The following is a 13917-nucleotide window of genomic DNA, read 5'->3' on the forward strand; positions in this document are numbered from 1 at the left end:
GCGCAACATGCGCACACCAGGGGCGCGTTGCACGGAGGGCCGCGCGGGGTAACACATTGTCGAGGACAATTGCCCGTACGTACACGGAACGTTACGGATAGAACCATCGGGAGGCGGGACCACAGATATGCCGATGTCGAAGGCGGCCAGTGCCAGGGTGGCACGCCGGATCGCGACCGCTGCCGCGTACGGCGGCGGCGGTCTCGGGCTGCTCGGAGGAGCGGCGGTCGGACTGGTTTTCACCGAGGTCCAGATCGCCAAACGCAAGGTCGGCGGCTCCGACGACGAACCGCCGATGGCCGACGGACTGTACGGCGCCGCCTTCGCCAGGACCGCTCTCGATCCACGCGAGAACCCGCGCGAGAACCCGCGCGAGAACCCGCACGGCAAGGGCTCCGCGTCCGCCCGCCACGTACGCCCGCTGCGGCTGGCGCTGCTGGGCGACTCCACGGCCGCCGGGCAGGGCGTGCACCGGGCCCGGCAGACACCGGGCGGCCTGCTCGCGTCCGCTCTCGCGGCCGTCGCGGAACGCCCCGTCGAGCTGCGGAACGTCGCGGTGCCCGGCGCCCAGTCCGACGGCCTGGAGCGCCAGGTGACGCTGCTGCTGAGCGAGCGCGACCTGTCGCACGCGCCCGACGTCTGCGTCATCATGATCGGCGCGAACGACGTCACGCACCGCATGCCCCCGGCCCGTTCCGTACGGCTGCTCTCGGACGCCGTCGCACGGCTGCGTACGGCGGGCTGCGAGGTGGTCGTCGGCACCTGCCCCGACCTGGGCACGATCGAGCCCGTCGGGCAGCCGCTGCGCTGGATCGCACGGCGGCTGAGCCGCCAGCTGGCGGCCGCGCAGACGATCGCGGTCGTCGAGGAGGGCGGCCGTACGGTCTCGCTCGGCGACCTGCTCGGGCCGGAGTTCGCGGCGAATCCACGGGAGCTGTTCGGGCCGGACAACTACCATCCGTCAGCGGAGGGTTACGCGACGGCCGCCATGGCGATGCTGCCCACGCTGTGCGCCGCGCTGGGCCTGTGGCCCACGGAGGACGAGCGTCCGGACGCCGCGCGCCGCGAGGGCATCCTCCCGGTGGCGCGCGCCGCGGCCGAGGCCGCGGCGGAGGGCGGCACCGAGGTGGCGGCCGTACGCGGGCCGTGGGCGCTGCTGAAGCACCGGCGGCGGCGCCGGCTGCCGCCGGCCGAGTCGGCGGCCGGCACGCACGGGGAGCCTGGGTCGGGGCCGGAGCCCGGGTCGGAGCCCGAGCCCGAGCCCGATCCGGAGGCCGAGCCGGGCGCCGGCGGGGAGCCGGACGCGGGTGCCGCGCCGCGGCGGGACGCGGGCGTACGTCCGTAAGAACCCGTCAACACCCAAGCAAGCGCTTAGAAAAGAGTCCGGCATCACATCGTGTGAGCCGTGACCCCCGCGCTACGGGTCGGTAGCTTCCGTAGTCAGTCCGGAACCGCCCAGCGCACCCTGGAGCCTGTGATGCCCGAAGCCGTGATCGTCTCCGCCGCCCGCTCGCCGATCGGACGCGCCTTCAAGGGATCGCTCAAGGACCTGCGTCCTGACGATCTCACCGCCGAGATCGTCAGGGCCGCACTCGACAAGGTGCCCGGCCTCGACCCCGCCCTGATCGAGGACCTGATGCTGGGCTGCGGCCTGCCGGGCGGCGAACAGGGCCACAACCTCGCCCGCGTGGTCGCCGTACAGCTGGGCATGGACCGGCTGCCCGGCTGCACCGTCACCCGCTACTGCTCGTCCTCGCTGCAGACGACCCGGATGGCGCTGCACGCGATCAAGGCGGGCGAGGGCGACGTGTTCCTGTCGGCGGGCGTCGAAACGGTCTCGCGCTCCGTCAACGGCTCCTCCGACGGCATGCCGGGCACGCACAACCCGGCGTTCGCGGACGCCGAGGCCCGTACGGCACACCGCGCCGAACACGGCGGCGAGGGCTGGACCGACCCGCGCGAGAACGGCGAACTCCCCGACGTCTACATCGCCATGGGCCAGACCGCCGAGAACCTCGCCCGGGACAAGGGCATCTCCCGCGCGGAGATGGACGAGTTCGGCGTACGGTCCCAGAACCTCGCCGAGAAGGCCATCGCCGAGGGCTTCTGGGAGCGCGAGATCACCCCCGTCACGCTCCCCGACGGCACGGTGGTGTCCCACGACGACGGCCCGCGGCCGGGCGTCACGCTGGAGGGCGTACAGGGCCTGAAGCCGGTCTTCCGCCCCGACGGGCTGGTCACCGCGGGCAACTGCTGCCCGCTCAACGACGGTGCCGCGGCGCTCGTCGTCATGTCCGACACCAAGGCGCGCGAGCTGGGCATCACGCCGCTCGCCCGCGTCGTCTCCACCGGTGTCTCCGCGCTGTCCCCCGAGATCATGGGCTTCGGCCCGGTCGAGGCGTCCCAACAGGCCCTGGCACGGGCGGGGATGAGCATCGGCGACATCGATCTCGTCGAGATCAACGAGGCGTTCGCCGCCCAGGTCATCCCCTCCTACCAGGCGCTCGGCATCGACCTGGACCGGCTGAACGTCAACGGCGGCGCCATCGCCGTCGGCCACCCCTTCGGGATGACGGGCGCCCGTATCACCGGGACGCTGATCAACTCGCTGCAGTGGCACGACAAGCAGTTCGGCCTCGAGACGATGTGCGTCGGCGGCGGACAGGGCATGGCGATGGTCATCGAGCGCCTCAGCTGAGGCACGTACGGGCACCGTCCCGGACCGGAACAGCATCGAACCGGCCGGAACTCAGCCGCAGGCCAGTCTCTATATGTCAGCGAGACCGAAGCGCCCCCAGGATGTGATATATCCCCTGGGGGCGCCGCATTGGCCCAGGTCAACGACGTAGGACCGGACGGCCCGGGTCTTTGTACCTGTCCCCTTGATGACGTTTTGCACTACGGTCGAGGGGTCTTGCCACCGAAACTGAGGTAGGAATTCGGGGATCGAAACGGAACCGGGAGTACGTCAGTGAGCGCCATATCCATCGTCCTGCTGGTGGCCGCGGCCGTCGCCACGGCCCTGGGCGGCGCCGCCCTGCACACCGCCCGCGGACTGCACCGTCAGCTGACGGCACTGCGCGACCAGCTGGACACAGCGGAGGCGGCGCGCGAGACGGCCGCCCCCACGGCGCCGGTCCCCGCCGCCCGTCAGACCCCCGCCGAGGAGATCCGGGCCGCCGTCACCGAGGCCCTGGCCGAGGAGCGCGAACGCGAACTCGCCGAAGCGCGCGCCTTCTGGGCCGCGCAGGAGGCGCGCGACGCCGGCACCGACCCGGGCGGGCTGCTCGCCGGTCACGGCACCGAGTACGAGATCGCGCCGGACCCCGACACCACACTTCTGGAAGCACTCCTCGAGGGCCGCCTCGACGGCTTCGAAGGGCTGCACGGGCAGCTGGAGGGCGAGGTCTTCGTCCCCCGCCAGCCCGACTCCGAGGAGGCCCGAACGGAGCTCGCGGAGCACGCCGACGCCGCCGAGTTCGCGGAGCTCTCCGAGCTCGCGGAGCTGTCGGAGCTCCCGGAGTTCGCCGAGCACGCGGACGCCCGTACCGGCGAGGCGGAGCCGGACCTCGACCCCGAGTCCGCCGAGCTGGCCGCCGCCCGCCGCCGGCACCCCTCGCACCCCGACTACAACCTGAACGGCGAGCCCGTCGTCCCCGCCCCCACACCGCCCGGCGGCCCCGTGCTCGCCGAGCACGAGCGCACGGTGCAGCGGCTCACGGAGCTCGCGGAGGCCCGTACGCCGCTCGCGGATGTACGCCCCGGACCGCTCGGCACGCTGGACGTGTACGCCTTCGAGGACGGCACGACGCTGTGCATGTCGCCCGGCCACCCGGAGACGGCGCAGTATCTGGCGCAGGCGCTGGAGGGCGGCCGGGCGCCGCTGCTGCTCGGCGGCTCGGGCGTATCCGGCGCGTACGCGCTGACGTTCGCTGTCGACGACGAGCTCGTCTACACGCTCGCGGACCGCGTCATCGCGTCACTCTGAGCCCATAGCCCGTAGCCCGCTGCCCGGCGCACCCCGCGCGCCACGCGCTCCCCCGTGCCACTCACCGCCGTACGTCCGACCCCGGGGGTACGTGCGGCACGTAAGGACTCAGCGTGAGCGCCCGTCACGCGCACCGCTCCTGCCCCCTCCGGCACCGCCCGTCACGCCCTTGCCGGCCGCCTCCACCAGGCTCACCGCCTCCGCGAGCGCCGTCTCGTCACCCGCGGCCTCGAGCGCGAGCGCCAGATCGTGCCCCGTCACCGAGAGCTGGTCGCCGACCGCGAAGGGCCCGGCGTCCGGCAGCTCGTACGGCGCGCGCCCGGAGAACTCCAGATCCTGCGCGCGCCGGGCCAGTTCCCGGGCCAGTGCCAGGCCCTCCGCCGCAGCTCCGCGCCTCAGCGCGCTCTGCGGAGTGGCCCGCAGCCGGTCGGCGAGACGGTCCACGCGCTGGGTCAGGGGGGTCGTGTCGAGCACGGCGCAAGCCTATGCGCCTTCCTCGGACGGTTGCCATCGCCCGAACACTCAGGCACGGTGGCGTGAAGGACTCAATAAGGCAGCAGCCGGAGGCGCCGATGTCCCAGACTTTCTCCGATGAGACCCATCAGAACCTGCTCTCCCGTATCCCGCACTGCACCGGTCGTGAAGTCTCCGACTGGCTCCGCACGGTAGACGAAGGACCCGCCCTCTTCCGGTTCGAGGAGAAGGTGAGCTGGCTCCGCGGAGAGCATGAGCTCTCGTACGGACACGCGAAAGCGATCATCCACGAGCACGATCTGCGGCGCGCCGCGCGCCACCTCTGACCAGGCCCTCCCCCGGGCGCGACACGAGAGACCGGACTCCGGTCCGGGACACGACACCGATCCGCGACAAGCGAGACGTGAACAGAAGAAGGCCCGCGAGGCGACTGCCTCGCGGGCCTTCTCCGTGTCCTGCACGGCTCCGCGCCGCCGGACACGGCGGCGCGGACACGCGTCATTCGCTCTGCAGGATGGCGATCAGCCGGAGGAACTCGAGGTAGATCCAGACCAGCGTCAGGGTCAGCCCGAACGCGGCCATCCAGGACTCCTCGCGCGGCGCGCCGTACGCGATCCCGTCCTCGACCTGCTTGAAGTCGAGCGCGAGGAAGCACGCGCCGAGCACGATGCCGATGACACCGAAGAGGATGCCCATGCCGCCGCTGCGGAAGCCGAGCCCGTCGCCCCCGCCGAAGGCGGCGAACAGCAGGTTGACGCCCATCAGCAGCACGAAGCCGATGGCGGCGGCGAGCACGAAGCGGTAGAACCGCTGGGTGACCCGGATGATGCGGGTCTTGTACATCACCAGCACCGCGGTGAAGACGGCCATGGTGCCCAACACGGCCTGCATGGCCGCGCCGTCGGCGATGCGGCTGTCGACGAAGTTGCTGATGGCGCCGAGGAAGAGGCCCTCGAACGCCGCGTACGCCAGGATCAGCGGCGGGGACGCCGTGCGCTTGAACGCCTGCACCAGCGCCAGCACCATCGCCACCAGCGCGGCGCCGATGGCGAGTCCCAGAGACAGGTCGACGATCCAGGCGAGCGCAGCCGTGACGACCACGGTGCCCACGGTCATGCCGGTGCGGGCGACGACGTCGTCCATCGTCATACGGCCGGCGTGCGGCGGAGCTACCGGCGGCGCACCCTGCGGGCCGACCGCCGTCTGCGGCTGCTGTGCGTACGGATTGGTCGCGTAGGGGTTCGTCGCGTACGGGTTCCCGGCCTGCGGCTGCTGTGTGCCGTTGGAACCGGCGTAGCCGCTGTCACGGCTGAACCCCCGACGCGAGAAGACCGGGTTGCTGCTCCTCATCTCACTCCTCCATGACCGCACGGCGCGGCCTTGCATCCAGGGTAATGCGTGAGCAAAGCTCGCACGCTAGTGCCGTCGTAAGAACGAGGGAAGGGCCGTGATTGTTCCGGCACCGAGCGTGCCGGCGGGCGGCGTGGCCCCCGCGCGTATGGCGGGCGGCGGCACCGGCCGTACGATCCGGTGCGGAACCAGGGACGAGGAGCGGCCAGTCGTGTGCGAACGGGCGTGGGAGGGCCGGCTGACGGACGCGCTGGCCGGCACCGGGCAGCCCGTCCTGCTGCTCGTCGAGGGCGCCGCCGGGACGGGCAAGAGCCGGCTGGCGCGCCGGCTGGCCCGGCTGCCGGAGGCGCGTACGGCGGCGCGGGTGTCCGTCGCGTTCCAGGCCTCCGGCGCGCTCGCGGTGACCGAACCGGCGCGGGCGCACCGTACGGATGCGCACCGTACGGATGCACAAGACCGTGCGGGACCACACCGTGCGGATGCGCACCGTACGGGTACGCCGCACCGTACGGAGGCCGGCGCCCGCGACACCCTCCGCGCGGCGCTCGCCTCCGTACGCCCCGCCCTTCTCGTCGCCGAGGACGTGCACCACGCGGACGAGGACTGCCTCGCGCTACTGCGCGGGCTGTTGGCCGAGCCGCCGGGCCGATTCGCGGCGGTGCTCACGTACCGTCCCGGGCAACTGCCCCGACGGGGGCTGCCGCTGGGCCGCGCCGTCGACTACCCGGCACGGCTGTCCGTGGTGCGCTGGCCGGTGCGGCCACTGGACGAACGGCAGGTGCGCGCCGCCGCCGAGGAGGCGCTGGGCGCGGAACGCTGCTCGGCGGAGCTGGTCGCGGGGCTGCGCCGGCGCTCCGCCGGGATACCGCAGGTGCTCGTGGACCTGCTGGGGATGCTCCGGGACGCCGGCGACGGCCGTACGCACTTCACGGCCAGGGACGTGGACGCCGTAGGGGTGCCGGTGCGGCTCGCCGAGTCCGTACTGGACACGGTGCGCGCACTGCCCGAACAGCACCGTGCGGTGGTGTGGGCGGCCGCCGTACTGGACCGGCCCGCGGACGCGCGGGACCTGTCCGCCGTCGCGGGGCTCGGGGCCGAGCCCGCACGTGCCGCGCTCGTCGCCGCGTTGAAGGCGGGCGCGCTGCGGGAGACGGAGGAGGGCCGGTACGGCTTCGCCGTCCCCCTCGCCGCCGCGGCCGTCCGCCGGGACCTGCCCGGACCGCTGCGGGAGCGGCTGCACGACAGGGCGGCGGAGCTGTACGGCGCGCGGGAGCCCGTTCCGTGGGCGCGCATCGCACGCCACCTGAGGGGCTGCGGCCGTACCGAGGAGTGGCTGCGCGCCACGGAACACGTCGCCCGCGGCGACGGCGGCGGCACCGTGACGGAGGACGAGGCCGCCGTGGCGCTGCTGGAACAGGCGCTGAACGAGGACGGCACTCCCCCGGAGCTGCGCGCGCGGCTGGCGCTGGCGCTGGCCCGCGGCGCCACGCTCGGCCTCCGTACGGAGGAGACGGTGCGGGCCCTGCGGACGGTCGTGGCCGACACGTCGCTGCCCGCCGCGACCAGAGGCGAGATACGGCTCGAACTCGGGCTGCTGCTGCACAACCAGAAGCGCCGTTTCCACGAGGGACGCGAGCAGGTGCGCCGCGCCATCGGCGAACTGTCCGAGCGTTCCGCGCTCGCCACCCTGGCGATGGCGGCGCTGGCGAACCCGTTCTTCCCCGGCGCCTCCCTCACCGAGCACCTCGACTGGCAGCGGCGCGCCGACGAGACCGCCGCCGCCTCCGGGGACGGCACGGCCCGTACGGCGGCCGCCGCGAGCCGCGCCACCCTGCTGCTGGCCGCCGGCGACCCCGCCGCCTGGCGGCTGGTGCGCGAACTCCCCCGCGACGGCACGGCCCTGGCCGACCGGCAGCAGGTGGCACGCGGCCTGTGCAACACCGCGAGCGGCGCGGTGTACCTCGGCCACCACGGGCGCGGCGCGGAACTGCTGGGCGAAGGGCTGGAGTTGGCCGCCCGGAGCGACGCGCCGTTCCTCGGACGGGTCGGCTGCGGCACCACCCTCTTCCGCGAGTGGCTGACCGGCTCCTGGGAGGGCCTCGCGGAACGCTGCACGGGCCTGGTCGCGGAGGACGGCATCGCGAACGACGCCCGCGTCGTCCTCGCCCTGCTGGCGCTCGCGAAGGGCGAGTGGAGCGCGGCGGACGACTGGCTCCCGCCGGACGGGCACCCCTCGTACGAGGGCTGCGAGACGCCGGTGGCGGCCACGGCGGCGGGCGTACGCGTCCGGCTCCTGCTCGCCCGTGAGGACGCCGACGCCGCCGCGCGCGCGGCGGCGTCGGCCTGGGCGGGGCTCGCCCGCAAGGGCGTCTGGGTCTGGGGCGCCCAGCTCGCCCCCTGGGCGGCCGAGGCACACGTGCGCGCCGGCCACCGTACGGAGGCGGGGGCGCTGGTGGCGGAGTTCGCGGACGGCCTGTCCGGACGGGACGCCCCGGCGGCGTCGGCGGCGCTGCTGCACTGCCGCGCCGTACTGGCGGAGGCAGACGGTGAACTGGAGCAGGCGGGGGCGCACTTCAAGGCGGCGGGCGCCGCGTACGCGCGTCTCTCGTACCCGTACGCGCGGGCGCTGATGACCGAGGGCGCGGGGCGCTGCGCGTTCCGCACGGGCACCGGAGTCAACACCGCTGTCAAGGAAGTCACGGGCTGCGTCGAACAGTTGACCCGGCTCGGCGCCTCCTGGGACGCGGCGCGCGTACGGGCGGCGCTGCGGACGCACCACCCCGCGGCGGTACGGCGGCCGCGCGGGCGGCCCGCGTACACGGAAGGGCTCTCGCCGCGCGAGGCGGAGGTCGCGGAGCTGGCGGCGAGCGGACTCACCAACCGGGAGATCGCGGCCACGCTGCACCTGTCGCCGCGCACAGTGGAGCAGCACGTGTCGCGGGCGATGCGCAAGCTGGGCGTGGGCCTGCGGCGGGAGTTGGCGGACCACACGGGGCACGGCGGGGCAGGCGGCGGCTGACGGCGGCCGCTGAGCGGGCGGGCGGGCCGGACGCGCACGGCGCGCGCCCGCACGCCCACCCGCCCGTCAGCGGGCCCGGGTCAGCAGATCGTCGGCCGCATGACCTCGTACGCGCTGGCCCAGTTCATGCAGCCCGGCGCGGAGTGCGGGTGCCACTCGTGCCCGAACTCGTGCGCGGCGAGCAGCGCGAAATCGCTCACCCTGGTGGACAGCATGATCATCTGGCCCGGGCCGTAGTTGCAGCCGACGGCGTTGACCGTGCCGAAGCAGTCCGCGATGTAGCCGTAGGTGCACTCGACGGGCTTGCCGCTGCCGGGCGTCTCGGTGGCGCCCTCCCAGTAGGCGGCGCCCTGCCGGATCGGGGCCTCGAGACCGGCGCACGAGGGCATGATCTGGTAGCCCCAGGCCGCCTTCGTGCCGTTCGACGCGCCCTTCGCGCCCTTGGCGCCGGCGGCCGGCTTCGCCCCCTTGACGTCCTTGAACGCCGGGGCCACGCCGTCGGCGCGCTTCCCGTTCTCGGCGGCCTTCGCCCGGCCGTCGCTGCCCTGCCGGTCCTGCTTGTTCTGCTCGTTCTGGACGGACGCGGCACGCGGCGCGCCGGTGTCCTCGCCCGCGCTTGCCGCGACCGGGTACGCGGCGGTCAGGGCGAGCACCAGGGCGGCGGCCCCGGCACACCTACCTAGAGACATGCGCATGTCAAAACTCCTCGTGTGGGGACGCGGCGCGCACCGCGCCGGACCGGCCCGCTCGTCGCCGGCAGGACCCGCGTGGACGCCGCCGCGCTGGAGCAGGCGCGGAGCGCGAGCTCGTACGGTCGATCACCGGAAAGCTACGCGCGCGCCGCGGGCACGCCTATCCGGAGCCACCGCTCCACGGATACGCAAAGAATCCACGATCCGCCCGGCGGACGGCCGCTCCCCGGGGCGCTGTCATACGGGACGCACGCCTGTCACGTACGAGGAGCGACCGGGGCCCGCGGGTGTTCCCGCACACTGGGGGAACACCGACGAGGTTGGTGCCCGGAGCCGGACTTGAACCGGCACGGCCCGAGGGCCAACGAGGTTTAAGCTCGTCGTGTCTGCATTCCACCATCCGGGCACTGGCTCCAGGCAGACGCCTACACACCGGAGGGGGACCATCGTCGGTCCGCCCGGGGCGCGGGACGAGCCTATCCAGGTCTTCCCCCGAACAGCGGATCGAGAGCCCGATGTTGTCTTATTTTATTGGCAGCTGACGGAGTATCAGCGTTGCCCTCCCCTCCTCGGAGCCCTGCCGCGCCGACGCGCACATGCCGCCGGGAATGACGGAAAGTCGCCGCCCCCGCCACCCGTTCGGGTCCCCTCCCTCAGGGTCCCGTCCTACCCAGGTAGGACGGACTGCCCTTGGCATACCTCCCAGGGCTCCCCCGGAAACCGGTTCGCGGGGTGATCCGGCGGCCCTTGACAGAGGGGACGATGGTCAAGTCACAAAGTCACATCCCCCGTCCGACAGGAGCACCGTCTCGTGACCACCACCACCCAGGCCGGCGCGCACGCCGCCGTCCCTGCCTACCCCGGAGTCGCGGCGGCCCGCGCCATTGACCTCTCGAAGGTCTACGGACAGGGCGAGACCAAGGTGGTCGCCCTGGACCAGGTCTCCGTCGAGTTCCGGAAGGCGGAGTTCACCGCGATCATGGGGCCGTCCGGCTCCGGCAAGTCGACCCTGATGCACTGCATGGCCGGCCTCGACTCGGTCTCCAGCGGCAGCGCGCAGATCGGCGACACCGAACTGACCTCGCTCAAGGACAAGAAGCTGACCCAGCTGCGCCGGGACCGCATCGGATTCATCTTCCAGGCGTTCAACCTGCTGCCCACCCTCAACGGGCTCGAGAACATCACGCTGCCGATGGACATCGCCGGCCGCAAGCCCGACCAGCAGTGGCTGGACCGGGTCATCGAGACCGTCGGCCTCTCCGGCCGGCTCAAGCACCGTCCGAACCAGCTCTCCGGCGGCCAGCAGCAGCGCGTGGCCGTGGCCCGCGCGCTGGCCTCCCAGCCGGAGATCATCTTCGGCGACGAGCCGACCGGCAACCTCGACTCCCGCTCCGGCGCCGAGGTGCTCGGCTTCCTGCGCAACTCCGTACGGGAGCTGGGCCAGACCGTCGTCATGGTCACCCACGACCCGGTCGCCGCCGGATACGCCGACCGCGTCGTCTTCCTCGCCGACGGCAGGATCGTCGACGACATGCCCAACCCCACCGCGGAGTCCGTGCTCGACCGCATGAAGGCGTTCGACGCCAAGGGCCGCGTCAGCTGAACCGAACAGCGCGGCGCGCCCGCCACGCGTCGCCATCCCCCACGCACCAGCCATCCCCGCCTCGCGCCGCGCCGCGAGCGCCCTCCGCCACGCCCCCGGCCGGAGCAGCGCCGCAGCCGACCGCGAGGGGACTCTCCCCTCTGGACTGATCCATGCTCCGAACCGCCTTGCGCAACGTCCTTGCGCACAAGGGCCGGTTGCTGATGACCGTGCTCGCCGTCATGCTCGGTGTGGCCTTCGTCGCCGGCACCCTGGTCTTCACCTCGACGATCCAGTCGGCCTACCAGAAGAGCTCCGAGGAGGGCTTCAGCCACGTCGATGTGGCCATACAGCCCGTCGAGCGGAAGTCCGACGACGAGAACCTCAAGCCGGTGGACAACCTCAACCAGCAGACGCTGGACAAGGCCGCCGCACTGCCCGGCACCGAGTCGGCGATCGGCATCGTCTCCGGCTTCACCGGCATCGCCAAGAAGGACGGCAGCCTCGCCGGCGGCGGCTGGGGCACCATGGGCGCCAACTACTACGCGGGCAAGGACGGCAAGAGCGAGGACTCTCGCTACCCCATGAAGCAGGGCCGTCCCCCGCAGAGCGCGAACGAGATCGCCCTCGACGCCAAGACCGCCGACCGCACCGGCTACAAGGTCGGCGACACCGTGCCCGTCTCCGTCGACGGCCCGGTGCGCCAGCAGAAGGTCGTCGGCGTCTTCACCACCGACGACGGCAGCGTCCAGGCCGGCGGCACGCTGGTGCTGTTCGACAACGCGACCGCGCAGAAGCTCCTCGCCGACCCCGGCGAGTACACCGAGATCCAGCTCGCCGCCGCGTCCGGCACCTCGCAGGCTCAGCTGAAGGCGGCGGCCGAGAAGCTCCTGCCGCCGGAGGCCGAGGCAGTCACCGGGCAGAAGCTCGCGGACGACCAGTCCAAGCAGATCGAGAAGCAGACCTCCGGGATGCAGACGGCCATGCTGGCCTTCGCCGGCATCGCCCTCTTCGTCGGCATCTTCATCATCGCGAACACCTTCACCATGCTCGTCGCCCAGCGCACCAAGGAGCTGGCGCTGATGCGCGCGGTGGGCGCCACCCGCCGGCAGGTGACCCGTTCGGTGCTGCTCGAGGCCTTCTCGGTGGGCGCCGTCGCCTCGGCCGCCGGTCTCGCCGCGGGCATCGGCATCGCGGTGGGGCTGCGTTCGCTGATGAGCTCGGTGGGCGGCGGTGACATGCCCGAGGGGCCGCTGGTCGTCTCGCCGAACACCATCGTGACCACGCTGATCGTGGGCGTCGTCGTCACGGTGCTCGCCGCCTGGCTGCCCGCGCGGCGCGCCGCCCGTATCCCCCCGGTGGCGGCGATGGGCAGCGTGCACGCCCCGGCGACGACCCGTTCGCTGGTGCTGCGGAACACGATCGGCTCGCTCTTCGCGGGCGGCGGCGCTGCACTCGTGCTCGGCGCGATCTCCAGCGACGACACCAAGATGATGGGCCTCGGCGCGGCGCTCCTGCTGATCGGCGTCTTCGTGCTGACGCCGCTGCTGTCGCGTCCGATGATCGCGGCCGCGGCGCCGGTGCTGAAGCTGTTCAAGGTGAGCGGGAAGCTGGCGCGACTCAACGCGGTGCGCACCCCGCGCCGTACGGCCGCCACCGCCTCCGCGCTGATGATCGGCCTCACGCTGATCACCGGCATGACGGTGATCGCCGGTGGTATCCAGCACGCCATCGACAAGATGGCGACCGGCTCCCTCAAGGCCGACTACGCGGTCTCCATGGCCAACTTCTCGCAGCTGTCGCCGGATGTGAAGAAGAAGCTCGACGCGATGGACGAGGTCACGGCCAGCTCGGCGTTCCGCACCGCACCGGCGCGTATCGACGGCGAGAAGGAGTCGCTGTCCGGCGTCGACGGCTCCAATGTCGCCGACCTGACCAGCCTCGAGTTCACCGAGGGCTCCTGGGCGGGCGTGTCCGGCGGCAAGAAGGCCGTCGTCGACACGGACATGGCGGAGGACCACGGCTGGAAGGTCGGGTCCACCTTCAAGGTGACCTACCAGGACGGCCAGCAGGGCGCGTTGACCGTCGCCGGCCTGTACAAGGGCAACCAGGTCATCAAGGGCATCCAGCTCGACAACAAGACCCTCACCCCGCACATGGCGAAGGTCGGGGACCTGCAGGTCATGGTGAAGACCAGCGGGGGCGCCAGCGACGCCATGAAGGAGAAGCTGGAGAAGGGCCTCGGCAACAACCCGGTCGTCACCGTGCAGGACAAGGAGGACATCTCCGAGGGCATCGCGCAGATGATCAGCATTCTGCTGAACATCCTGTACGGGCTGCTGGCCATGGCGGTGATCGTCGCCGTCCTCGGAGTGGTCAACACCCTCGCCATGTCCGTCTTCGAACGGAGCCAGGAGATCGGCATGCTGCGCGCCATCGGCCTGGACCGGCGGGGCGTCAAGCGGATGGTCCGGCTGGAATCGCTGGTGATCTCGCTCTTCGGCGGTGTGCTGGGGATCGGACTCGGCGTCTTCTTCGGCTGGGCGGCGGGTGAGCTCATCGCGGGCGCCGGCCTGGACACGTACTCGCTGGTCCTGCCGTGGGGCCGGATGGGCGTGTTCCTGCTGCTCGCGGCGGCCGTCGGCGTGGTGGCCGCGCTCTGGCCCGCGCGCCGCGCCGCCAAGATGGACATGCTGTCCGCGATCAAGGCGGAGTGACACGGACCGCGTGACGCCGGGCGGCTGAACCGCCCGGCGGACGCGGCGACAAGCCGGTGAGGCCCCGGCGCCCGCCCCTCTCCCCCCGGGGGCGG

General features: G+C 72.6%; 10 protein-coding genes and 1 tRNA gene. 7 read left to right on the plus strand and 4 right to left on the minus strand.

The window, feature by feature from the left end; all coding sequences use genetic code 11:
- Window positions 1-127 precede the first annotated feature (127 nt).
- The 3 genes from DVA86_RS24045 to DVA86_RS24055 all read left to right on the plus strand — a co-directional run bounded on the left by DVA86_RS24045 (window position 128) and on the right by DVA86_RS24055 (window position 3988).
- A complete protein-coding gene (locus tag DVA86_RS24045) occupies window positions 128-1345 on the plus strand; it encodes an SGNH/GDSL hydrolase family protein (RefSeq protein WP_208881357.1) in 1218 nt (405 codons plus the stop codon).
- Between the two features lie 132 nt (window positions 1346-1477).
- Window positions 1478-2698 carry an acetyl-CoA C-acetyltransferase gene (locus tag DVA86_RS24050; protein WP_208881359.1) on the plus strand — a complete coding sequence of 407 codons (1221 nt, stop codon included), beginning with the start codon at window positions 1478-1480 and terminating at the stop codon, window positions 2696-2698.
- Window positions 2699-2971: 273 nt separating this feature from the next.
- The gene (locus DVA86_RS24055; RefSeq protein ID WP_208881361.1) at window positions 2972-3988 is read left to right on the plus strand and encodes a hypothetical protein; all 1017 of its coding nucleotides are present in this window, start codon (window positions 2972-2974) and stop codon (window positions 3986-3988) included.
- Between the two features lie 108 nt (window positions 3989-4096).
- Here the strand turns inward: DVA86_RS24055 and DVA86_RS24060 are convergent, their stop codons facing one another.
- Window positions 4097-4462 (minus strand): hypothetical protein, encoded by a 366-nt coding sequence (locus DVA86_RS24060; RefSeq protein WP_208881362.1) that lies wholly within the window; start codon window positions 4460-4462, stop codon window positions 4097-4099.
- 98 nt (window positions 4463-4560) lie between these two features.
- Here DVA86_RS24060 and DVA86_RS24065 point away from each other — a divergent pair, with 98 nt between their 5' ends.
- A complete protein-coding gene (locus tag DVA86_RS24065; RefSeq protein ID WP_208881364.1) occupies window positions 4561-4788 on the plus strand; it encodes a DUF4287 domain-containing protein in 228 nt (75 codons plus the stop codon).
- 172 nt (window positions 4789-4960) lie between these two features.
- Here DVA86_RS24065 and DVA86_RS24070 read toward each other — a convergent pair whose 3' ends face one another.
- Entirely contained in the window at window positions 4961-5812 is an 852-nt protein-coding gene (locus tag DVA86_RS24070; protein ID WP_208881366.1) for a Bax inhibitor-1/YccA family protein, read from the minus strand.
- Window positions 5813-5909: 97 nt separating this feature from the next.
- On the opposite strand from DVA86_RS24070, the gene DVA86_RS24075 reads away from it, so the two are divergent.
- Window positions 5910-8831, plus strand: coding sequence for a LuxR C-terminal-related transcriptional regulator (locus tag DVA86_RS24075; RefSeq protein WP_208881367.1), 2922 nt, complete (start codon window positions 5910-5912; stop codon window positions 8829-8831).
- An 80-nt stretch (window positions 8832-8911) separates the two neighbouring features.
- Here DVA86_RS24075 and DVA86_RS24080 read toward each other — a convergent pair whose 3' ends face one another.
- Together DVA86_RS24080 and DVA86_RS24085 are read right to left on the minus strand one after the other, a co-directional pair.
- Window positions 8912-9526, minus strand: coding sequence for a hypothetical protein (locus DVA86_RS24080; protein ID WP_208881369.1), 615 nt, complete (start codon window positions 9524-9526; stop codon window positions 8912-8914).
- A gap of 318 nt (window positions 9527-9844) precedes the next feature.
- Window positions 9845-9929, minus strand: a tRNA-Leu gene (locus DVA86_RS24085).
- Between the two features lie 405 nt (window positions 9930-10334).
- Here DVA86_RS24085 and DVA86_RS24090 point away from each other — a divergent pair.
- Window positions 10335-11126, plus strand: coding sequence for an ABC transporter ATP-binding protein (locus DVA86_RS24090; RefSeq protein ID WP_208881371.1), 792 nt, complete (start codon window positions 10335-10337; stop codon window positions 11124-11126).
- A gap of 152 nt (window positions 11127-11278) precedes the next feature.
- The gene (locus DVA86_RS24095) at window positions 11279-13822 is read left to right on the plus strand and encodes an ABC transporter permease (protein ID WP_208881372.1); all 2544 of its coding nucleotides are present in this window, start codon (window positions 11279-11281) and stop codon (window positions 13820-13822) included.
- Window positions 13823-13917: the final 95 nt, after the last annotated feature.

This window comes from Streptomyces armeniacus (assembly GCF_003355155.1).
Classification (GTDB): Bacteria; Actinomycetota; Actinomycetes; order Streptomycetales; family Streptomycetaceae; genus Streptomyces; species Streptomyces armeniacus.